We start from the raw sequence: 21,574 nt of genomic DNA on the forward strand, positions 1-21,574 counted from the left end.
CCCGGTCCCGGCGGGGTACCCCACCGGGACCGGCTGCCGCCTCAGGCCGTGGCCCGCACCAGCCGGCCCGGCCGCGCGCCGGTGTCCCTGCCCTTCTCGAAGATCGGCACGCCGGAGACGAGGGTCATGTCGTAGCCCTCGACCTGCTGCACCAGCCGGCGGCCGCCGGCGGGGAGGTCGTAGATCATCTCCGGGTGGTGCAGCCGCAGCGCGTCCATGTCGATGACGTTGACGTCCGCCTTCTTGCCCACTTCCAGCCGGCCGCGGTCGTGGAAGCCGAAGAAGTCGGCGGTCTCGCTGGTCTGCCGCTTGATGATGAACTCGAGCGGCAGGCGCTCCCCGCGCGAGCGGTCGCGGACCCAATGGGTGATCATGTAGGTGCAGAGCGAGGCGTCGCAGATCACGCCGCAATGGGCGCCGCCATCGGACAGGCCGAGCACCGTGTGCGGGTCGGTGATCATCTCCTGCACCACCGCCAGGTCGCCATGGACGTAGTTGGTGACGGGGAAGTACAGCATCCGGCTGCCGTCGCCGCCGGTGAGGTAGTCGTAGCAGAATTCCTGCGGCGTCTGGCCGGCGCGCTCGGCCATGGCGGCGATGCTGCGCTCGGGGCCCGGCTCGTAGTCCGGCGGGTCGCCCAGCAGGTACATGCGGTCCCAGCGGGTGGCGATCTGGCGGGAGAGCGGCGGCAGCACCTCCATCAGCCGGGGGGAGGCTTCCTCCGCCAGCACCGCGGCGCGGACCGCCGGGTCGCGCAGCCGGGCGAGCTGCGCGGCCGGCGAGAGGGTGGCGGTCTCGGCATAGGCCTCGCGCAGGGCGAAGGGGTTCAGCGAGGTGGTCAGGCCGAGGATCAGCCCGACCGGGCGGCCGGCGACCTGGGCCGACATCGGCAGGCCCTCGGCCCGGGCGGCGCGGACGCCGTCCATCAGCCGGCGCCAGCGGTCGGGGTCGTAGGAGCGGTCGGTCAGCAGGAACCAGAGCGGGCGCTTGTTCTCGCGGGCGATGGTGTTCATCCAGCCGAATTCGGCGGCCTCGTCCTCGAAGTCCGACAGCATGCCGAAGGCGCCGCGGCCGGCGCGGCCGAGCGCCCGGCCGATGCCGATCAGCTCCTCATGCTCGGCGTAGCGGCCGGGGACGAGGTCGCCGTCCGGGGTCTTGTGCTGGTCGGTGCGCGAGGTGGTGAAGCCGAAGGCGCCGGCCTTCAGCGCCTCCTCGGTCAGGCGGGACATCTCGGCGATGTCTTCGGCGGTCGCCATCTCGCGGCGGATGGCGCGGTCGCCCATGACATAGACCCGCAGCGGATGGTGGGCGACCTGGGCCGCGATATCGATGGTGCGCGGCAGCCGCTCCAGCGCGTCGAGGTATTCGGGGAAGCTTTCCCAGTCCCACTTCAGCCCCTCGGCCAGGGCGATGCCGGGGATGTCCTCGACGCCTTCCATCAGGTCGATGAGGCCCTGGTGGTCGCGCTTGCGCACCGGGGCGAAGCCGACGCCGCAATTGCCGAAGAGGATGGTGGTCACGCCGTTCCAGGAGGAGGGCGCCAGCACCGGGTCCCAGGTCGCCTGGCCGTCGTAATGCGTGTGCACGTCGACCCAGCCGGGGGTGACGAGGCGGCCGGCGGCGTCGACCTCCCGGCGGCCCGGGCCGGCGGTGCCGCCGACCTGGGTGATGCGGTCGCCGTCGATTGCGAGGTCGCCGGTGAAGGACGGCTTGCCGGTGCCATCGACGATGGTGCCGCCGCGGATCACGATGTCATGCATGGGGGGTCTCCTGTGCTGGAGAGGCGTCTTGGTCGGTCGACCGGCAGGATGACCGCCCGGCGCGCGGGAGGCAAGCGCGCGGCGTTGACGCTGCGCCCCGGTGACTGCCTTATTCGCCGCCATTCATGACGCCGCCGGCCTGGAATCCCCGCTTGACCCATATCCTGTTCGGCCGCCGTGCCGCCTTCGGGGCCGCCCTGGCCCTCGCCGCCGCCAGGGCCGAGGCGGCCGAGACCGTCACCCTCACCTTCCTGCACGTGAACGACGTCTACCAGCACCTCGGCACCGCGTCCCATGGCGGGCTGGCCGAGCTGGGCACGCTGGTGGAGGCCGCCCGCGCCGCCGCGCCGGGGCCGAGCTTCCTGACCTTCGGCGGCGACCTGATCTCGCCCTCGCTCGCCTCCTCCGTCACCGGCGGGGCGCATATGGTCGAGATCTTCAATGCCCTCGGCACCGACGTGGCAGTGCTGGGCAACCATGAATTCGACCTCGGCCTGCCGGTCATCCGCCAGCGCATCGCCGAGAGCCGCTTCCCCTGGCTCGGCGCCAATGTGCGGGAGGCCGACGGCCGGGTCTTCGGCGGCGCGGTGGCGACGGTGCTGCGGGAGGCGGCGGGGCTGCGCATCGGCTTCGTCGGCATCCTGACCAGGGCGACCGGGGATCTCGCGGTCGGCGCCGGCAGCCTCAGCTTCGGGCCGGAGCAGCCGGCGCTCGAGGCCGGCATCGCCGCGCTCCGCCGCCAGGGCGCCAATATCGTCGTCGCGCTGACCCACCAGGACCTGGCCGAGGACGAACGCATGGCCCGCGAGGTCGAGGGCCTCGACCTGGTGCTGGGCGGGCACGACCACGAGCCGGTGCTGAAGCGGGATACCGGCGCCGCGGTGGTCAAGGCCGGCGGCGACGCGGAATGGCTGGCGGTCGCCGAGCTGCGGGTGGAACGCCCGGCCGGGAACCGCCCCGCCCGGGTCCGCGCCATCGGGCTCAGGCTGATCCCCAACGTGGACGTGCCCCCCTCCCCGCGCATCGCGCCGTTGGTGGCGGCCGTGGAGGCGCGGCTGCAGGCGGTGCTGGGGCAGCCGCTGGGCCGGCTGGCGGTGCCGCTCGATACCCGCACCGCCGTGGTCCGCACCCGGGAGGCGGCGATGGGCGACCTGATCGCCGATGCGCTGCGGGCGCATTTCGGCGCCGATGCGGCGCTGGTGAACGGCGGCGGGCTGCGCGGCAACCGGGACTATCCGGTGGGCCACGAGCTCACCCGGCGCGACCTGATGGCCGAGATGCCCTTCGGCAATGCGGTGGTGCTGCTGGAGATCACCGGCGCGGCGCTGCTGGAGGCGCTGGAGCACGGCGTCTCGGCGGTGGAGGCGGCGGCCGGGCGCTTCCCGCAGACCAGCGGCATCGCCGCGGTCTTCCACCCGGCGCTGCCGCCCGGCCACCGGCTGCGGGAGGCGCTGGTTGGCGGCGCGCCACTCGACCCGGCGCGGCGCTACCGGCTGGCGACGGTGGACTACCTGGCGCTCGGCGGCGACGGCTATGCCGCGCTGAAGGCGGCGAAGGTGCTGGTGGATGCCTCCGGCGGGCCGCTGCTGGTGAATGTGGTGGCCGAGGCGGTGCTGCGGGCGGGGGTGGTCGATATCAGGACGGGGGGACGGGTGCGGGCGGCGGGGGGCGGGTAGTGCGGGGATGCCTTCAGAAGTGGCCGCTCCGCCCGATGCGGCCGCTAGCGGGTATCGGTGCGGCCGGCCTTGGTTTCCTGCACGGCACTCGCGGGCGGCGTGAGAAAGGCATCGAAGCGCGCCTTCACGACCGCGTAGCACTCGCAGGAGGATCTCTCCAGTCCGGCGCGGTCCAGCACCTGCATCAGGCCGCGGCGATAGCTGATGAGGCCCTGATTCTGCAGGGATTGCGCCGCAAGCGTGACGGAGGTCCGGTTCGCGCCCATGATGCGCGACAGGAATTCATGGGTGTAGGTCAGCATTTCGCCTTCCGCCCGGTCATGCATCATGAGCAGCCAGCGGCACATCCGCTCCTCGACCGTATGGAGCGAGTTGCAGGCGACCGTCTGCATGACCTGCGACAGCAGGGTCTCGGAATAGCTGACGAAGAGATCCTGAATATGGGCGCTGCTGTGGAACACCGACTGCAGGTACTGGATCTCGCAGCGGAGCATCGGACCTTCGAGCTGGACCATGCAGCGATTGAAGGAGACGCGGCTGTACATGGCGGAGAAGAGGCCGAATGCGCCCTCCCGCCCGATATTCGCGCACTCGATCTCGGACCCGTTGTCCAGCACGGTCAGCAGCGAGAGAACGCATCCCTGCGGGAAATAGGCGTGCTCCAGCAGGCCCCCGGCCTCGCAGACGACTGCCCCGAGCTTCAGGTGAACGGGCTGCATATGCTGCATGATCTTGCGATGGACCGCTGGCTCGAAAGCGCCGATTAATTGATTTTTGTGAACAAGTTTTTCAACTTGAGGTTTCTTCACAATATATCGCCCTCGTAGAACTGTATTGTGGAAATTTAACTTCTGGCATTTGTTTTGGTTGCGACTTTCTGTTGGGTGGGCAACAGACACGCTCCCTGAAACGAGCCACACTGGCAGAGACGACGATGTAGCGACGTCGCCATATGCGCGAGAGGTGTGCCGGGATGGGAGAAGCGGGCAGCGTTCCAGCGGCTTGGGATCATGCACCCGTGGCCGATCTCCTGCCCGCGGAGGAGCGACTTCGGCTGGCGGCGGAAGCGGCGGATATCGGCTGGTGGGACTGCGAGGAGGTCCATAGCCGGTTGACCTGGACGCCGCGGATGAAGGCGATGTTCGGCATTTCGCCCGACATGCCGGTCGGGCAGGAGGACTTCTACCAGGGCCTGCACCCGGACGACAGGGCGCGTGTGGCCGAACGCTACGCCAGCGCGACCGATCCGGCCCGTCGGGCGCCCTACGACGTGGAATACCGCACGATCGGCAAGGAGGATGGGGTCGTCCGGTGGATCGCCGCCAAGGGCCGCGGCGTGTTCGATGACACCGGTCGGTGCATCCGGGTGATCGGCATCGCCATCGACATCACCGAACGAAAATGGGCGGAGGAACAGCGGCACCTTCGCCCGCCGGAGGCGGATGGATGGCGGGAGCAATTCATCGTGGTGCTCGGGCACGATCTCCGGAACCCGCTCGCCTCGGTTGCCGCCGGCACGAAGCTGCTGATCCGCCACCCCGAAAGGGCCGCCGAGATCGCCGAGCAGATAGAGCGCAGCATTTCCCGCATGTCCGGGCTGATCTCGAACCTGCTCGACTTCGCGCGGGGCCGGCTGGGCGGCGGGTTCGTCACCGCCCGCGACTGCGACCAGCCGCTGCAGCCCGTTCTTCTGCGGGTCGTCGAGGAGTTCAGCGGCATTCACCCGGAGCGTCGCATCGCGGTCGATATCGACCTGCGCGAGGCGGTCGAGTGCGACCGCCAGCGCATCGGGCAGCTCCTCTCGAACCTCCTCGGCAATGCGCTCACCTATGGCACGCCGGCCGAGCCCATCCTGGTGCAGGCCCGTGCCGAAGCCGGCCATTTCACGCTGCTGGTCGCCAATGCCGGAGACACCATCGAGCCGGCCGCCCTCGAACGCCTGTTCCAGCCGTTCTTCCGGGGCAGCCAGCGCGGCAGCCGTGGCCGCGAAGGTCTCGGCCTGGGGCTCTACATCTGTTCCGAGATCGCCAAGGCGCATGGCGGGACCATCGGCGCCTCATCGGACCATGGCCAGACCCGCTTCACCCTGCGGCTGCCCACGCAGGCCAGCCGCCCTGGGTGACCGGCGCTGAAAGCCGGGCAGCCGTCCCCTACCGCGACGCCGTCCCCGGCCAGTCCTTCGGCGCAAACCGCAACACCACATACCCCAGCAACCCCGCGACCAGCGAGCCGGCGAGGATGCCGATCTTCGCCTCCGCCTGCAGCAGCGGCTCCCCGGGGAAGGCCAGCAGGGTGATGAACAGGCTCATGGTGAAGCCGATGCCACACAGCAGCGCCGTCCCGGCCAGCTGCAGCCGGCCGGCATAGGCCGGCATGTCGGCCCAGCCGAGGCGGATCGCCAGCAGCGCGGCGCCCAGCACGCCGACCACCTTGCCCACCAGCAGCCCCAGACCGACGCCGAGGGTGACCGGCGCAGCCAGGGCCTCGGCGGGCAGGCCGAGGAAGGGCACCCCGGCATTGGCCAGGCCGAAGATGGGCACGATGAGGAAGCCGACCGGCAGGTGCAGGGCATGCTCCAGCCGGTGCAGCGGGCTGGCCGCCTCCTCGTCCGGCCGGCCCGGCGTGGGCTGCAGCGGGATGGTGAGGGCGAGGATCACCCCGGCCAGCGTCGCATGCACGCCGGAGCGCAGCACCAGCACCCAGAGCACCAGCCCGAGCAGCAGGTAGGGCGTGAGGGCGCGCACGCCGAGCCGGTTCATCCCGGCCAGCACCGCGATCACCAGGGCGGCGCCCGCCAGGTCCGGCAGCGACAGCCCCGCGGTGTAGAACAGCGCGATGATGACGACGGCGCCGAGGTCGTCGATGATGGCCAGCGCCGCCAGGAAGACCCGCAGCGAGGCGGGCACCCGCCGGCCCAGCAGCGAGATCACCCCGAGGGCGAAGGCGATGTCCGTCGCCGCCGGGATCGCCCAGCCATGCGCGGTCGGGCCGGGGTTGAAGGCGAGGTAGACCAGCGCCGGCACCGCCATGCCGCCGGCGGCGGCGATCCCCGGCAGGGCGCGGCGCGACCAGGTCGAGAGCTGCCCGTCCAGCATCTCCCGCTTGATCTCGAGCCCGACCAGCAGGAAGAACACCGCCATGAGCCCGTCGTTGATCCAGTGCCCGAGCGACAGCGGCCCGACGTAGGCATGCAGCAGGGCCTCGTAGCCCGGCCCGAGCGGCGAATTGGCGATGGCCAGCGCCAGGGCGGCGGTGCCCATCAGCACCAGCCCGGCGGAGGACTGGCCGGCCAGGAATCGGCGCAGCGCGCTCGGGTGGGTATGGTGATGGTCGGCCATGGGCGCCTCCGGACGCGGGATTCCGTCGCTGGCGGCCCGACCAGCGCTAACCCCTGCAAGGTCCTGTCGGAACCCGGCACCCGGGACGGCTATCGCATCGGCGGCGACCGGATGCAACCGTCCCCGGCCGCTCAGCTGGCGATGGCGTAGGCCGGACGCCGCGGGTCCGCCCCCGCCGCCAGCAGCCCCGTCTCGGGGTTGCTCAGCACCACCTCCACCGTCCCGGCCAGCCAGGTGCGGTGCGGCCAGTCCTTCACCTCATGGCCCTTCGCCGCCAGCGCGTCGCGCGTCGCCTGGGAGATGCCGTCCTCCACCGCCAGCCGGCCGGGGAAGTAGTCGAAGGGCGCGAAGGATGACGGGAAGGAGTAGCTGGCGATCCGTGGCGCCTCGATCGCCTCCTGCACCTCCATGCCGAAGTGCAGGATGTTCACCATCACCTGCAGCATGGCCTGGATCTGCACGTCGCCGCCCGGGGTGCCGAAGGGCATGACGCCGCCCGTCTCGGTCACCACCATGGCCGGGTTGGGGGTCAGCCGCGGCCGCTTGCCCGGGGCGACGCCGCAGGGGTGGTTCGGATCCGGGCGGGACTGGCTGCCGCGGTTGCTCGGGATGATGCCGAGGCCCGGCACGACCGGGGAGTTCCAGGACCCGTCGGAGGGCGTGGCGCTGAAGGCATTGCCCCAGCGGTCGACCACCGCGCAGTAGGAGGTATCGGCCTCGACCATGGGCATCGAGCGCTCGGCGGGGTCGTACTGGGCGGGGGCGTTGCGGCCGAGCAGCGGGCCGGGCATGCCGGCCAGGGCACGGTTGGGGTCGATCTCGGCGAGACGCCCGGCGAGATGGCCGTCGGCCAGCAGCCGGTCGAGCGGGACGTCGACAAAGGCGGGGTCGCCGAAGTGGTATTCGCGGTCGGCCATGGCCGCCTTGATGCATTCGGCCATCAGGTGGAGGTATTCGGGGCTGTTGTGCGCCATGCCGGCGAAGCCGCCCTTCTCGAACAGCAGCAGCGCCTCCAGCAGGGCCGGGCCCTGGCACCAGGGGCCGCAGGTCAGCACCTCATGCCCGCGCCAGGCGCGGCGCACCGCGGGCTCGATCCGCGACCGGTAGCCGGCGAGGTCGGCCATGGTGAGGTAGCCGCCCTCGCGTTCCATGAAGGCGGCGATCTCGCGGGCGATGTCGCCCTTGTAGAAGGCGGCATGGGCGGCGGCGAGGCCGGCGAGCCTCCCCTTCCCCGCCGCCTTCCTCTCCTCGTCGGCCATGTACTGCAGGGTGCGGGCGAGGTCGCTTTGGATGAATTTCTCCCCCACCTCGGGCCGGCGGCCGCCGGGGAGGAAGATGGCGGCATTGCCGGGCCAGCGGGCGTAGTCGGCCTCGTGGGTGCGGATGTTCTCGGCCAGCAGCGGGTAGACGGCGTAGCCGTCCCGGGCATGGCGGATGGCGTGCCGGGCGACGTCGTGGAAGCCCATGGTGCCGTGGCGCTCGAGCGCGGTGATCCAGGCATCCGGCGCGGCCGGCACCACGGTGCGGAGCACGCCGTTCGGGATCTTGCCGCCGTGCTCGCGCATGAAGAGGTCGGCGGGGATGGAGGCCGGCCAGGGTCCGAGGCCGGCGATGGTCTCGACGGTGCCGTCGGCCATGCGGATCAGGATGGGCGCGACGCCGGCGACATTCACCAGATCCGGCAGCAGCACGCCGAGGGCGATGCCGGCGGCGCAGCCCGCATCCACCGCGTTGCCGCCGGCCTCCAGCACCGAGAAGCCGGCGGCGGCGGCCAGGTAGTGCCCGGCGGAGACGGCGTGGCGGGTGCCATAGAGGGTGGGGCGGGTGGCATGCATGGCGGGGGCTCCCTCGGGTTGGGTCAGGCTCGGCCCGGCGCCAAGCGGCTGTCAATGCGCTAAGACGGGCGGGAACCGGAGGAACCGCCATGTCCGAAGCCGCCCCCGTCCTGCTGACCCGCGATGCCCGCGGCATCGCCACCGCCACGCTGAACCGGCCCCAGGTCGGCAATGCCTACAACGCGGCGATGCTGGCGGGGCTGATCGACGGGCTGGGCCGGCTCGCCGCGGACCGCGGCGTCCGCGCCCTGGTGCTGCGCGGCGCCGGGCGGCACTTCGCCGCCGGGGCCGACATCAACTGGCTGTCCGAGGTCGCCGGCTACCCGCCCGAGGCGGCCTACGAGGCCTCGCTGGCCACCACCCGCGCCATGCAATTGCTGAACGAATTCCCGAAGCCCACAATCGCCGTCATCCAGGGCGCGGCCTTCGGCGGCGGCTGCGGCGTGGTCTGCTGCGTCGACGTGGCCCTCGCCACGCCGGCCGCCGTCTTCGGCCTGACCGAGGTCCGGGTCGGCGTCTCCCCCACCCCGATCTCGGCGCAGATGGTCCAGGCCATGGGGCTGCGCCAGGCCCGGCGCTACGCCATCACCGGCGAGCGCTTCGGCGCCGCGGAGGCGCTGCGGATCGGCCTGGTGCATGAGGTGGTGGAGGCGGCGGCGATCGAGGCCCGGCTGGAGGAGGTGCTGGCGGCGGTGCTGCTCTCGGCCCCCGGGGCGGTGGCGGCGACCAAGGACAGCCTGCTCGGCGTCAACGGCATGAAGCTGGATGCGCGGCAGATGGCGCTGCTGGCGCATGAGGGCTGGATCCAGCGCGCCTCGGCCGAGGGCCAGGAAGGGCTGGCGGCCTTCCGGGAAAAACGGCGGCCTAGCTGGGCAGGATGAACAACAGATGACCGGGGCACTCATCCTGTCCTCTGTCATATAAGCTTCATCGAACTGCAATCTCTCCGTCGCATCGCCGGCCTAGGAAGGCGCCGCCTGCCGGGGGGCGAAAGCTGCTCCGGCCGACCAAATCCGTGGAGAGACCCCCGTGCAACGTCGCCAATTCCTGATCGGCTCCGGCCTCGCCGCTGCCGCCCCGCTGCTCGCCGGCACGTCCCTCAGCACCCCGGCCCTGGCGCAGGGCGGCCAGATCACCGGCGCCGGCGCCACCTTCCCCAACCCGGTCTACCAGAAATGGGCCGAGGCCGGCCGCGCCGCGACCGGGCTGACGGTGAACTACCAGTCGGTCGGCTCGGGCGCCGGCATCAACCAGATCAAGAACCGCACCGTGGATTTCGGCGCCTCCGACGCGCCGCTGACCGTTCCGCAGCTCGAGGAGGCCAGCCTCCTGCAGTTCCCGGCCGTCATGGGCAGCCTGGTCGCCATCGTGAACATCCCGGGCATCGAGAACGAGCAGCTCAAGCTGACCGGCGAGGTGCTGGCCGACATCTACCTCGGCAAGATCACCAAGTGGAACGATGCCCGCATCACCGAGATGAACGCCGGCCTCACCCTGCCGAACCTGGCGATCGCCCCGGCCTACCGGGCGGACGGGTCGGGGACCACCTTCGTCTGGGTCTCCTACCTCGCCGCGGTCTCGCCGGAGTGGAAGCAGAAGGTCGGCGTCGGCACCTCGGTCCGCTTCCCCGCCGGCACCGGCGCGCGCGGCAACGAGGGCGTGGCCGGCACCGTAAAGAACATCCGCGGCGCCATCGGCTATGTCGAGAACGCCTATGCCATCAGCAACAAGCTGGTCACCACCCAGCTGCGCAACAAGGCGGGCCAGTTCGTCAAGCCGACGCATGAGGCCTTCATCGCCGCCGCGACCAACGCCGACTGGACCACGCCCGGCATGGCCGCCAGCCTGATCGACCAGGCCGGCGCCACCTCCTGGCCGATCGTCTCGCCCACCTTCATCCTGCTGCCGAAGAATCCCTCGGATGCCGAGCGCAGCCGCAACGTGATGAAGTTCTTCGACTGGGCTTTCAAGAACGGCGCCACCCTGGCGCAGGAGCTGGAGTACATCCCGCTGCCCGCGCCGGTGCAGGAAGCCATCCGCACCGCCTGGAAGGCCGAGGTGAAGGCCAACGGCCAGCCGGTCTGGAACGGCTGAGGCAGCTTCCGGAGCGCTGAGCATGCAGCAGGCCACCACCTTCCCGACCGCCGCGGCGAAGCCCGCCCGGCGCGGCGGCGCCGATCTCGGCGACGCCATCTTCTCCGGCGCCTGCCACGTGGCCGGGGCGCTGGTCCTGCTGCTGCTCGGCGGCATCATCGTCGAGCTCTTCCTCGGCGGGCTGCCGGCCTTCCGGGCCTTCGGCCTGCCCTTCATCTGGTCCACCGAATGGGACCCGGTGACCGAGGTCTTCGGCGCCGGCGTCTCGATCTACGGCACCGTGGTCACCGCCGTGCTGGCCATCATCATCGCCGTGCCGGTCGCCTTCGGCGTCGCCTTCACCCTGACCGAGCTGGCGCCGCCCTGGCTGCGCCGGCCGGTCGGCACCGCGGTCGAGCTGCTGGCCGCCGTCCCCTCCATCATCTACGGCATGTGGGGCTTCTTCCTGGTCGCGCCGATCATGGCGCAATACGTCCAGCCCGCGCTGATCGACAGCCTGGGCGAGCTGCCGGGGATCGGCGTGCTGTTCCAGGGCCCGCCCTTCGGCACCGGCATCCTGACCGCGGCGCTGATCCTCGCCATCATGATCCTGCCCTTCATCGCCGCCACCATGCGCGACGTCTTCGAGCAGGTGCCGCCGGTCTTCAAGGAGAGCGCCTACGGCCTGGGCGCCACCACCTGGGAGGTGATGAAGGGCGTGGTGCTGCCCTATACCCGGGTCTCGGTCGCCGGCGGCGTCATGCTCGGCCTGGGCCGGGCGCTGGGGGAGACCATGGCGGTCACCTTCGTCATCGGCAACGCCAACCGCATCACCACCACGCTGTTCGGCCCGGGCAATACCATCGCCTCGGTCGTGGCGCTCGAGTTCGGGGAGAGCGAGACCGGCTCGCTGAAGCTCTCGGCCCTGCTGGCGCTCGGCTTCATCCTCTTCGTGCTGTCGTTCATCGTGCTCGCCACCTCGCGCTACCTGCTGCGCTCGCGGCTGAAGGTGTGACCCGATGAGCGCCTCCGCCTCCCACCCCGCCCTCACCCCGGTCAAGGACCGCGCGATCGCCACCCGGCTCGGCCGCCGCCGCCGCCGGACCGACCGCATCGCCCGCACCCTCTCGCTGGTGGCGACCGGCATCGGCCTGGTCTTCCTCGCCTCGATCCTGGCGACGCTCTTCGTGAAGGGCTTCGGCGCCCTCAACCTCTCGGTCTTCACCGAGGTGACGCGGCCGCCGGGCTCCGACGGCGGGCTGCTGAACGCCATCGTCGGCAGCCTGATCCAGGTGGCGCTGGCGACCCTGGTCGGCACCCCGATCGGCATGCTGGTCGGCACCTACCTGGCGGAATACGCCCGCGGCTCCCGCTTCGGCGACGTGGTGCGCTTCGTCTCGGACATCCTGCTCTCGGCGCCCTCGATCCTGATCGGCCTCTTCGTCTACCAGCTGCTGGTGCTGCCCTTCGGCGGCTTCTCCGGCTGGGCCGGGGTGGTCGCGCTCAGCATCATCATCATCCCGATCGTGGTCCGCACCACCGAGGACATGCTGAGCCTGATCCCGAACACCCTGCGGGAGGCGGTGATCGGCCTCGGCAGCCCGAAGTGGAAGATGATCGTGCTGGTCTGCTGGCGCTCGGCCATCTCGGGCATCATCACCGGCATCCTGCTCGGCATCGCCCGCATCGCCGGCGAGACGGCGCCGCTGCTCTTCACCAGCCTCGGCAACAACGCCTGGTCCACCGACCTCAGCCAGCCGATGCCGAGCCTGCCCATCACCATCTATTCCTACGCCGGCTCGCCCTTCCAGGACTGGATCGAGCTGGCCTGGGCCGGGGCGCTGCTGATCACCCTCGCCGTCCTGCTGTTGAACATCGCGGCCCGCAGCCTGCTGCGCGGCGGAAAGTAAGGGAGGCCCTCATGAGCTCGACCACGACGACCGCCACCAGCCGCCCCGCCCTCGGCGCGATGCAGGCCCGCTCCGGCGCCGCCCTGAACGAGGCCAAGGTCGCCATCCGCAACCTCGACTTCTTCTACGCCGACAACAAGGCGCTGAAGGGCATCAGGCTCGACATCCCGGACCGCCAGGTCACCGGCATGATCGGCCCCTCCGGCTGCGGCAAGTCGACCCTGCTTCGGGTGCTGAACCGGATGTACAGCCTCTACCCCGGCCAGCGGGCGACCGGCGAGGTGCTGCTGGACGGCCAGAACATCATCAGCGACGACATGGACCTGAACGAGCTGCGCTCCAAGGTCGGCATGGTCTTCCAGAAGCCGACCCCCTTCCCCATGACCATCTACGAGAACATCGCCTTCGGCGTGCGGCTGCACGAGCAGCTCTCGAAGGCGCAGATGGACGAGCGGGTGGAATGGGCGCTGACCCGCGCCGCGCTTTGGACCGAGGCCAAGGACCGGCTGAACTCCTCCGCCATGGGCATGTCGGGCGGGCAGCAGCAGCGGCTTTGCATCGCCCGCACCATCGCGGTGCGGCCCGAGGTCATCCTGTTCGACGAGCCCACCTCGGCGCTCGACCCGATCAGCACCCTGAAGATCGAGGAGCTGATCGACGAGCTGAAGCGCGACTTCACCCTGGTCATCGTCACCCACAACATGCAGCAGGCCGCCCGCTGCGCCGACCAGGTGGCCTTCTTCTACCTGGGCGAGCTGATCGAGGTGGCGCCGGCGCTCGAGATGTTCACCGCGCCGAAGCACGCCAAGACCCAGGAATACATCACCGGCCGGTTCGGCTGAGGCAGGGGCCAGGATCATGGAACAGATGGCCAAGCACACCGTCCGCAGCTACGCCGAGGAACTGCGCCGTCTGCGCGACATGATCGCCCGCATGGGCGGCCTCGCCGAACGCCAGGTGAACGATGCCGTCGCCTCGCTGCTGCGGCGCGACACCGACCTCGCCACCGAGGTGGTCGGGCGCGACGCCGCGATCGATGCGCTGGAGCGGGAGGTGGAGCAGTTCTGCATCCAGATCCTGGCGCTGCGCCAGCCGGTCGGCCAGGACCTGCGCCTCATCATCGCCTGCCTCAAGATCAGCCACGGGCTGGAGCGCATCGGCGACTACGCCCGCAACGCCGCCAAGCGCAGCATCGTCCTGTCGCAGCAGCCGGCGATCGGCAGCCTGAACGGCTTCAACCGCATGGCGAAGCTGGTGCAGGAGAACCTGAAGGGCGCCATCGACGCGCTGGTCAACGACGACGTGGCCCGCGCCGACGAGGTCTGGGCCGCCGACGAGCCGGTCGACCAGGTCTACAACGGCATCTTCCGGGAGATGCTGACCTTCATGATGGAGGACCCGCGCAACATCACCGCGGCGACCCACCTGCTGTTCGTGGCGAAGAACCTCGAGCGCATCGGCGACCACGCGACCAACATCGCCGAGACCGTGCATTACGCCCTGCGCGGCGACAACCTGCCGGACGAGCGGCCGAAGGGCGACAGCTCGGCCTATGCCGTGGTCCGGCCGCCGCTGGACCAGCTCGGCGGATGAGCGGCGTCCGCGCCGCGCCGGACCTCGCCCGGCCGACCATCCTGGTGGTGGAGGACGAGGCGCCGCTCATCACCCTGCTCCGCTACAACCTGGAGAAGCAGGGCTTCCAGGTCGACGAGGCGACCGACGGCCAGGAGGCGCTGCTGCGGGTGGCCGAGGCCCGGCCCGACCTGATCCTGCTGGACTGGATGCTGCCGACGCTCTCGGGCATCGAGGTCTGCCGCCAGCTCCGGCGCAAGCCGGCGACGCGGGACCTGCCGATCATCATGGTGACGGCGCGGACCGAGGACCAGGACGCGGTCCGCGCCCTCGACACCGGCGCCGACGACTACATCGCCAAGCCCTTCGCCATGGACGGGCTGATGGCCCGCATCCGGGCGCTGCTGCGGCGCTCGGGCAGCATCGCCACCAAGGGGGTGCTGGCCTTCCTCGACATCAGCATGGACCAGGACGCCCACCGGGTGACGCGGGCCGGCAAGCCGCTGCACCTCGGGCCGACCGAGTACCGCATGCTGGAATTCTTCCTGCAGAACCCCGGCCGGGTGTTCAGCCGGGAGCAGCTGCTGGACGCCGTCTGGGGCCGCGACATCCATGTCGAGCCGCGCACCGTGGACGTGCATATCCGCCGGCTGCGCAAGGCGATCAACATCCCGGGCTGCGTCGACGTGATCCGCACCGTGCGCTCCGCCGGCTACGCCCTGGACCAGGACGGCGACTAGGCCGCGGCTTCGGCCAGCCGCCCGTCCTGCACCCGCAGCGCCCGGTCGTGGTACTGCGCGACGGCCGGGCGATGGGCGATGGAGATCAGCGCGGTGCCCGGCAGCCGTTCCTTGAGCAGGGTGTAGAAGCGCGCCTCGGCTTCCGGGTCGAGGCTGGCGGTCGCCTCGTCGAGGAACAGCCAGGCCGGCTTCAGCAGCAGCGCCCGGGCCAGCGCCACCCGCTGCTGCTCGCCGCCCGAGAGCTGGCGATCCCAGGCCTCCTCGGTATCGAGCCGGGGCGCGAGATGGCCGAGCCCGGCGTCGGCCAGCGCCGCCTGCACCGCCGCCTCGGGGAATTCCGCGGCATCGCGGGGGTAGCAGAGCGCCCGCCGCAGGCTGCCGAGCGGCAGGTAGGGCCGCTGCGGCAGGAACAGGCTCGCCCCGGCGGAGGGCCCATGCACCGTGCCATGGCCGAAGGGCCAGATGCCGGCCAGCGCCCGGAACAGGGTGGACTTGCCGCTGCCGGACGCCCCGGCGATGACCACCGAGTCCCCGGCGCCGATCCGCGCTGCCGCCTCCCGCAGCAGCACCCGGCCATCCGGCAGCGCGACCTCCAGCCCCTCCAGCACCAGCGCATCGCCGCCGTCGGGCCGGGCCTGGATGCCGCTGCCCGCCGCCACCGCGGCGCGGGCGGCGGCGATGGCATCGAGGAAGCCGGTGACGCGCAGCACCGTCGCCCGCCATTCGGTCAGCGCCGCGTAATTGTCGACGAACCAGGAGAGCGCGCCCTGCACCTCGGAGAAGGCGCCCGAGGTCTGGGTCAGCCCGCCGAGCGGGATCCGCCCGGCGAAGAAGGCCGGCGCCGCGACGATGAAGGGGAAGATGATCGCCGCCTGGGAATAGGCGGCGGTGAAGAAGGTCAGCCGCTTGGTGGCGACCATGATCGCCCACCAATTGCCGATCAGCGCGCCGAAGCGCTCGACCAGCCCGCGCTTCTCGTCCGCCTCGCCGCCGTAGAGCGCGATGCCCTCGACATTCTCCCGCAGCCGCACCAGGGCAAAGCGGAAGTCCGCCTCCACCCGCTGCTGGGCGAAGTTCAGGCGGATCAGGCTGCGGCCGATCAGATGCGCGAGGCCGGTGCCCGCCAGGGCATAGAGCAGCGCCACCCAGACCATGTAGCCGGGGATGTCGAGGCCGAGGACGGTGAGCGGCCCGGACAGGCCCCAGAGCACGATGACGAAGCTGAACAGCGTCACCACCGAGCGCATCAGCCCGAGCCCCAGCGCCAGGGTATTGTCCACGAACATGCGCAGGTCCTCGGCGATGCGCTGGTCCGGGTTGTCGGTGCCGGGGTCGGAGAGCGCGACCCGGTAGTAGGCGCGGTCGGCTAGCCAGCGGTCCAGCACCTCCCGGGTCAGCCAGCTCCGCCAGCGGATCTGCAGCGCCTGGCGGAGGTAGAGCGCATAGACCGCGATGAGGATATAGAGCGCGGCGACGAAGACGAAGCCGGGCATCGGCCCGCTGTCGGTGCTGCGCCACCAGAACAGCAGCGACCAGAAGGCCTCGGCGTCCTTCTCCTGCAGGCTGTTGAAGAACTCGCGGTTCCAATAGCTCAGCAGCACGCTCATGCCGACCAGCGAGAGGTTCAGCAGGACGACGACGCCGAGCAGCAGCCGGGCGCGCCAGCGCTCCTCGCTGCGCCAGTAGGGGCCGGCGAGGCGCCAGGCATCGCTGAGGAAGTGGCCGATGCGGCGCATGGCGGTCTCCGGAAGGCTGGGTCGTGAAGGGGCGGGCGGTCAGCCCTGGCGCAGCGCCGCCTCGAGGGCGGCGAGCCAGCGGTCCACCCGGCGGCGGTTCACCCCGAGGTCGGACCAGCCGAGCAGGCTGCGGGAATAGAGGTACAGCCCGGCGCCGCCGGGCAGCGGCACCACCTCGGCGGCGATGATGTCGGGGTAATTGACCAGGGCGGAGCGCTCCACCCATTGCGCCTGGCGGCGGTCGGGCCAAGCCTCGATCAGGCTGGTGCGGGGGAAGCGCTCGCCGAGGCTCCGCAGCACGCCCCAGGCGGTCGCCGCATCCACCGGCAGGAGTGGCACCGTGACATGCGCGCCGGGATGCCCCCCTGCCGGGGCGGCGAGGCAGGTATTGGGCGAGGGCGGCAGCACCAGATGGGCGAAGTCGACCGGCACGGCGGGCGGCAGGCCCCGGGCGCCCCGGCCGAACAGCAGGCCGAGCTTGCTCATATCCCCTCCCCTTCGGTACCGGCCTGGTCGGGCGGCAGCGCCGCCTCCTGGTCCCGGGAAGCGGCCTCGGGGGGCGCCTGGCGCAGCCGGATCACCCCGCGGACCTGCTCGGCCGGGACCGCCTTGCCCTTGCGCAGGATCTCGATCGCCCCGGCCTGCTGCAGCACCAGCGCGGCCTGCCGCACCGGGGTCATCAGCGGCCGCCAGGGGCCGTCGTCGCCCCCCGCCAGGGCGCGGGCGACCTCGCTCGGGCAGATCGATTTGTCCGGGCCGCGCTCGGCGGTCAGGCGCAGGATTTCGGCGGCGATGCTCGCCTCGGTCGGGATGCTCATGCGGGCGGCACCATAGGCCGGAATGCCCGGCTGTCAGCTTGGTTTTCCGCCATCCCGGCGTCATCCGAGCAGGGCGGCCGCCAGCGCCTCCCCGCTGTCGAAGGCGGCCTCGGCCCGGCCGCCGAGGCACCAGTCGCCGGCCAGGCCCAGCCGGCTCGCCGGGTCCCAGAGGCAGGGCTGGCCGAGCGGCGCCTCGACCAGGGAATAGCGCCAGCGATGCGCGGCGGCATGGTCCAGCGCCGGCAGCGGCCCGCCCGCGAGGTCCGCCAGCGCCTGCAGCAGCGGTGGGATGACCGCGGCCGGCGCGGCCTCGAGCCAGGCGCGGGACCAGTCCGGCCCGGCCTGCACCACCCAGCATTCCCGCCCGGCATCCCGGCCGGGCTTGCTGCTGTCCCGCGCCGCCCAGCCGATCGGGCCGGTGCCGGGGCGCAGGCTGTCCGGCAACGGCAGCCGCGCGGCGAAGCCCAGCATCACCGTCCAGCAGGGCGCGATCCGCACCGCGGCGAGGCGCGGCGGCAGGCCCGGGGCATGGGCGGCGACCAGCGGCGCGGCCTGGGCCGGCGGCAGGGCCAGGGCGACGGCGTCGAAGGGGCCGTCCTCCTCGGGCGCGATCCCCGGCAGCGGCCGGCCCGGCCGGACCAGCGCCGCATCCCAGTGCCGCAGCCGCCAGGCGCCGGGCCCTCCGGCGAGGCTGCCGACATGCCGTGCCGCGCGCAGGTCGAGCCCGGCCGCGAGGGCCCGCGGCAGGGCCGACATGCCGGGGGTGCCGACCCAGCGCCCCGCCCCGCCCCAGGGCGCGGCGCCGGCCGCGGCCAGGGCGGCGGCGAAGCCCGGGCCGCGGGCGGTGAGGTATTGCGCCCCATGGTCGTATTGCCCGCCCTCCCCCCGGCGGGTGGCGAGGCGGCCGCCGGCGGCGCGGCCCTTGTCGAAGAGGGTGGCGACGGCGCCGGCGGCGGCCAGGGCGCGGGCGCAGGCGAGGCCGGCGAGGCCGGCGCCGACGACGGCTACCCGGCGTGGCTCGATACGGGAATGGGACATGCGCTGCCAGGAATGGGAAGGCCGGCGCATCCCGCAAGGGGCCCGGCCTGCTCCCAGGCGCGGCGCAGCGCCTCGGCGGGCATCGGCCGGCCAAAGAGCCAGCCCTGCGCCTCGATGCAGCCGATGCCGCGCAGGAAGTCCCGCTGCGCCTCCTGCTCCACCCCCTCGGCCACCAGCCGCATGCCGAGGGCGGTGGCGAGCCCCTGCACGGCGCGCAGGATCGCCTCGTCCTCCCGGTCGCCGGGGATGGCGCGGAGGAAGCTACGGTCCAGCTTCAGGGCGTTGAAGGGCAGCCGCCGCAGCCGGGCGAGCGAGCTGTAGCCGGTGCCGAAGTCGTCGAGCGAGAGGCTGATCCCCTCCCTCCGCAGCGCCAGCAGCAGCTCGCGGGTCTCCGGCCGGTCCTCGACCGCGAGGGATTCCGTCAGCTCCAGCTCCAGCCGCGTGGGGGGCAGGCCGGACCCGGCCAGGGCGGCGGCGACCTGGGCCGAGAGCAGCCCGGTTTCCAGCTGCCGGGCGGAGACGTTGACCGAGATGGTCCCGGCCGCCGCCGGCCAGCGCGCGGCCTCCAGCGTCGCCTGCCGCAGCACCCAGCCGCCGAGCCGCAGGATGAGGTCCGAGGCCTCGGCCAGGGGGATGAAGACATGCGGCGGGACGGCGCCGTGCCGCGGATGCTGCCAGCGCAGCAGCGCCTCCGCCCCGGCCGGCTGGCCATCCGCCAGGAAGATGCGGGGCTGGTAGTGGATGGCCATCTCGCCACGGCCGATGGCGCCGCGCAGGTCGTTGGTCAGCCGGCGGCGCAGGCCGCGATCGAGCATGTCGATGGCCGGGGCAAGCGAGTCGGTCATGCTGGTCGGCGGCATCAAGCCCTTCCTTTCCGGCTCCGCCCAAAAGCGCAGGACCGGATGAAGGAACCGCTAAATCAGCCGCCCCGACCGGCCTCGGCCTCGGCCGCCACCCCCTCCCGCACCGCCCGCCCGAGCAGGATCGCCAGCAGGCAGACCAGGCCGCCCGGCAGCCAGGAGAGCTGCAGGCCGCCGCCGAGCTGGCCCCGCACCGTCGCCTCGATCAGGCGCGAGCCGAAGCCGCGCCGGGCCGGCGGCCGCAGCACCGGCGGCCCGCCGGTCTCCGACCAGCGGAGCTCCAGGAACCCCGGCCGCGCCTCGACCGACCAGGCGACCTCGACCTGCCCGGCGGGGCGGGACAGGGCGCCGTACTTGGTCGAGTTGGTCGCCAGCTCGTGCACCACCATCGCCAGGGGCTGCACCGCCTCGGCGCGCAGCATCAGCGGCGGGCCGGCCAGCCTGGTCCGCCCGGCGGCGCCCGGCCTGGCCGGCAGGAAGGGCGCCAGCTCGCCGGCCACCACCGCTTCCAGCTCGGCGCCGCTCCAGCCGCCATGCGCCAGCAGACCATGCGCCCGGGCCAGGGCGGCGACCCGCGCCTCGACCGCCGCGGCATAGGCGGCGGCATCCTCCTGCGGCGTGAGCCGGATGGCGGCCTGCACCACGGTCAGGGCATTGACCGCGCGATGCGCCAGCTCCCGCGTCAGCAGGCGCTGGCGCTGGGTATCGCGATGCCGGCCGGACATGTCCTCGAGCACGACGACCACCCGGGGCGGCTGGACCGCCGCGTCGCGGATCGCGGCCAGCCCCAGCTCGAGCCAGAGCGTCGCCCCGTCCGGTCGGGCGTATTCGGCCGCCAGGGTCACCGCCCGGCCCTGGCCGAGCGCGGCCCGCTGCGCCTCGGTGAGGGCGGTGGCCAGGAGGGTGAAGAGGTTGCCGCCGTCCAGCAGCGCCGCGGCCGGGTGGCCGAGGATGCCGCAGAAGCGGTCGTTGGCGAGCAGGATGGCGCCGGTCGCCAGATCGATCTGCGCCATGCCGATCACCGGCGCCTCGAAGGCGGCCCGGAAGCCGGCCTCGCGCCGGGCCAGGGCGGCCTGGGCGGCCTCCTGCCGGGCCCTGGCCCCGGTCAGGGCGGCGGCGGCGGCGTCGATCTCGGCGAGGCCCTGCCGGTATCCCATGCGCTGCGGCACCGGATCGGCCAGGGTGCCGAGCCAACCGATGCCGCGGCTGACCCGCCGCGCGAGCAGCAGCAGCAGCAGCAGCGCCGCCAGCACCAATCCGCCGCCGGCGAGCAGGGCGAGCAGCAGCGTGGTGCCGAGCCGCGCCAGGAAGGCGTCCTGCGCCACGCCGATGGCGATGCGGAAGCCGGAGGCCGGGGCCCGGACCAGCCCGATGCTGGCCGGGACGCCGTCGACGCGGCGGGTCCGCACCACCGCCTCAGCCTCGCCGGCCTCGACGGTGGCGCGCACCTCGGGCACCAGGCCGGTACCGGCGTATTCGCGCTGCCCGGGGCTGCGGGCGACCACCACCCCGGCGGTGTCGATGAGGGCGGCGACGGTGCCCGGCGGCAGCCCCTGCGCCGCCAGCGCCTCGGCCAGGCCGTCGGCCGGCAGCGCCAGGCTCAGCACGTAAAGGTCGGCCGGCCCGGCGGCGGGGCCGGGCACCGGGACCGCGACCAGGACCACGCCGTCGAACAGGTCGCTGACCGCGGTGCGGCCCGAGGCCGCGGCGCGGCCGATCGCGGTGTTGCCCGCCAGCCCGGCCGGCGGCGCCGCGCCCTCGACCGCCCGGTGCAGCAGCAGGGTGCCGTCGGCCCGCGACAGGGCGAGGCTGCCGAGCCGGGCGCGGTCGGCGGCCGACCCCAGGTCGCGGCCGAAGGCCTCGAGATCCCCGGCGCGCAGGCTGGGCGAGACGGCGAGGCCCTGCAGCAGCGCCGCCGCGGTGGCGAAGCGGTAGTCCACCATCTGCGCCAGCGCCCGGGCGGTCGCCAGGGTCTCGGCCTCGGCCCAGGCGCGGGCGCCGGCATGCGCCCGCTCGATGACGAGGGCGGAGAGGCCCAGCAGGGCGCCGGCGACGACCGCCACCAGCAGGATGAACCGGCGGCGGAGGCTGTCGCCGCGGGTGACCGGCAACAAGGACGACAGGGCGGCCATCGGCGTCTCCCAGGACCGCCTGCCGCGGCGACGGAGCCGACGCATCGGGTCGGACCGGCTCCCTATAGCCGCGACCAATGCCACCG

General features: G+C 72.4%; 19 protein-coding genes. 9 read left to right on the forward strand and 10 right to left on the reverse strand.

Annotation, left to right across the window (positions count from 1 at the left end):
* Window positions 1-41 precede the first annotated feature (41 nt).
* Complete coding sequence (locus QWZ14_RS19470; RefSeq protein ID WP_290318485.1) at window positions 42-1,760, reverse strand: N-acyl-D-amino-acid deacylase family protein; 1,719 nt, start codon at window positions 1,758-1,760, stop codon at window positions 42-44.
* Between the two features lie 152 nt (window positions 1,761-1,912).
* Here QWZ14_RS19470 and QWZ14_RS19475 point away from each other — a divergent pair, with 152 nt between their 5' ends.
* Window positions 1,913-3,436, forward strand: coding sequence for a bifunctional metallophosphatase/5'-nucleotidase (locus QWZ14_RS19475; RefSeq protein ID WP_290318486.1), 1,524 nt, complete (start codon window positions 1,913-1,915; stop codon window positions 3,434-3,436).
* 44 nt (window positions 3,437-3,480) lie between these two features.
* On the opposite strand, the gene QWZ14_RS19480 is transcribed toward QWZ14_RS19475, so the two are convergent.
* On the reverse strand, window positions 3,481-4,245 hold the full coding sequence (locus QWZ14_RS19480; RefSeq protein ID WP_290318487.1) for a Crp/Fnr family transcriptional regulator: 765 nt from the start codon (window positions 4,243-4,245) through the stop codon (window positions 3,481-3,483).
* A gap of 209 nt (window positions 4,246-4,454) precedes the next feature.
* Between QWZ14_RS19480 and QWZ14_RS19485 the strand changes: the two genes are divergently transcribed.
* A complete protein-coding gene (locus QWZ14_RS19485; protein ID WP_290318488.1) occupies window positions 4,455-5,558 on the forward strand; it encodes a sensor histidine kinase in 1,104 nt (367 codons plus the stop codon).
* Between the two features lie 28 nt (window positions 5,559-5,586).
* Here QWZ14_RS19485 and nhaA read toward each other — a convergent pair whose 3' ends face one another.
* Window positions 5,587-6,774, reverse strand: coding sequence for a Na+/H+ antiporter NhaA (nhaA, locus tag QWZ14_RS19490; protein ID WP_290318489.1), 1,188 nt, complete (start codon window positions 6,772-6,774; stop codon window positions 5,587-5,589).
* 131 nt (window positions 6,775-6,905) lie between these two features.
* The gene (locus tag QWZ14_RS19495) at window positions 6,906-8,609 is read right to left on the reverse strand and encodes a gamma-glutamyltransferase family protein (RefSeq protein ID WP_290318490.1); all 1,704 of its coding nucleotides are present in this window, start codon (window positions 8,607-8,609) and stop codon (window positions 6,906-6,908) included.
* An 89-nt stretch (window positions 8,610-8,698) separates the two neighbouring features.
* Between QWZ14_RS19495 and QWZ14_RS19500 the strand changes: the two genes are divergently transcribed.
* The 7 genes from QWZ14_RS19500 to phoB all read left to right on the forward strand — a co-directional run bounded on the left by QWZ14_RS19500 (window position 8,699) and on the right by phoB (window position 14,904).
* Window positions 8,699-9,490: an enoyl-CoA hydratase-related protein gene (locus tag QWZ14_RS19500; RefSeq protein ID WP_290318491.1), complete on the forward strand. Its 792-nt coding sequence runs from the start codon at window positions 8,699-8,701 to the stop codon at window positions 9,488-9,490.
* A 148-nt stretch (window positions 9,491-9,638) separates the two neighbouring features.
* Window positions 9,639-10,703: a phosphate ABC transporter substrate-binding protein PstS gene (pstS, locus tag QWZ14_RS19505; protein WP_290318492.1), complete on the forward strand. Its 1,065-nt coding sequence runs from the start codon at window positions 9,639-9,641 to the stop codon at window positions 10,701-10,703.
* A 22-nt stretch (window positions 10,704-10,725) separates the two neighbouring features.
* The gene (pstC, locus tag QWZ14_RS19510) at window positions 10,726-11,697 is read left to right on the forward strand and encodes a phosphate ABC transporter permease subunit PstC (protein WP_290318493.1); all 972 of its coding nucleotides are present in this window, start codon (window positions 10,726-10,728) and stop codon (window positions 11,695-11,697) included.
* 4 nt (window positions 11,698-11,701) lie between these two features.
* Entirely contained in the window at window positions 11,702-12,592 is an 891-nt protein-coding gene (pstA, locus tag QWZ14_RS19515; RefSeq protein WP_290318494.1) for a phosphate ABC transporter permease PstA, read from the forward strand.
* Between the two features lie 11 nt (window positions 12,593-12,603).
* Complete coding sequence (gene pstB, locus QWZ14_RS19520) at window positions 12,604-13,434, forward strand: phosphate ABC transporter ATP-binding protein PstB (RefSeq protein ID WP_377750634.1); 831 nt, start codon at window positions 12,604-12,606, stop codon at window positions 13,432-13,434.
* Between the two features lie 16 nt (window positions 13,435-13,450).
* On the forward strand, window positions 13,451-14,185 hold the full coding sequence (gene phoU, locus QWZ14_RS19525; protein ID WP_290318495.1) for a phosphate signaling complex protein PhoU: 735 nt from the start codon (window positions 13,451-13,453) through the stop codon (window positions 14,183-14,185).
* Window positions 14,182-14,904, forward strand: coding sequence for a phosphate regulon transcriptional regulator PhoB (gene phoB / locus QWZ14_RS19530; RefSeq protein ID WP_290318496.1), 723 nt, complete (start codon window positions 14,182-14,184; stop codon window positions 14,902-14,904). The genes phoU and phoB overlap by 4 nt, the downstream gene beginning before the upstream one ends.
* Here the strand turns inward: phoB and QWZ14_RS19535 are convergent.
* From QWZ14_RS19535 to QWZ14_RS19560, 6 genes are read right to left on the reverse strand one after another with little or no spacing between them, the layout of a single operon-like run.
* The gene (locus QWZ14_RS19535) at window positions 14,901-16,640 is read right to left on the reverse strand and encodes an ABC transporter ATP-binding protein/permease (protein WP_290318497.1); all 1,740 of its coding nucleotides are present in this window, start codon (window positions 16,638-16,640) and stop codon (window positions 14,901-14,903) included. The two genes, phoB and QWZ14_RS19535, sit on opposite strands and share 4 nt — an antisense overlap.
* 39 nt (window positions 16,641-16,679) lie before the next feature.
* Window positions 16,680-17,126 (reverse strand): DUF1499 domain-containing protein, encoded by a 447-nt coding sequence (locus QWZ14_RS19540; protein WP_290318498.1) that lies wholly within the window; start codon window positions 17,124-17,126, stop codon window positions 16,680-16,682.
* The gene (locus tag QWZ14_RS19545; protein ID WP_290318499.1) at window positions 17,123-17,458 is read right to left on the reverse strand and encodes a DUF3253 domain-containing protein; all 336 of its coding nucleotides are present in this window, start codon (window positions 17,456-17,458) and stop codon (window positions 17,123-17,125) included. Before QWZ14_RS19545 ends, QWZ14_RS19540 begins: the two co-directional genes overlap by 4 nt.
* 60 nt (window positions 17,459-17,518) lie before the next feature.
* Entirely contained in the window at window positions 17,519-18,496 is a 978-nt protein-coding gene (locus QWZ14_RS19550; RefSeq protein WP_290318500.1) for an NAD(P)/FAD-dependent oxidoreductase, read from the reverse strand.
* Complete coding sequence (locus tag QWZ14_RS19555; RefSeq protein ID WP_290318501.1) at window positions 18,463-19,356, reverse strand: putative bifunctional diguanylate cyclase/phosphodiesterase; 894 nt, start codon at window positions 19,354-19,356, stop codon at window positions 18,463-18,465. The genes QWZ14_RS19550 and QWZ14_RS19555 overlap by 34 nt, the downstream gene beginning before the upstream one ends.
* Window positions 19,357-19,415: 59 nt before the next feature.
* Window positions 19,416-21,488: an HWE histidine kinase domain-containing protein gene (locus QWZ14_RS19560; RefSeq protein WP_290318502.1), complete on the reverse strand. Its 2,073-nt coding sequence runs from the start codon at window positions 21,486-21,488 to the stop codon at window positions 19,416-19,418.
* Window positions 21,489-21,574 lie beyond the last annotated feature (86 nt).

The organism is Paeniroseomonas aquatica (assembly GCF_030409335.1).
Classification (GTDB): Bacteria; Pseudomonadota; Alphaproteobacteria; order Acetobacterales; family Acetobacteraceae; genus Belnapia; species Belnapia aquatica.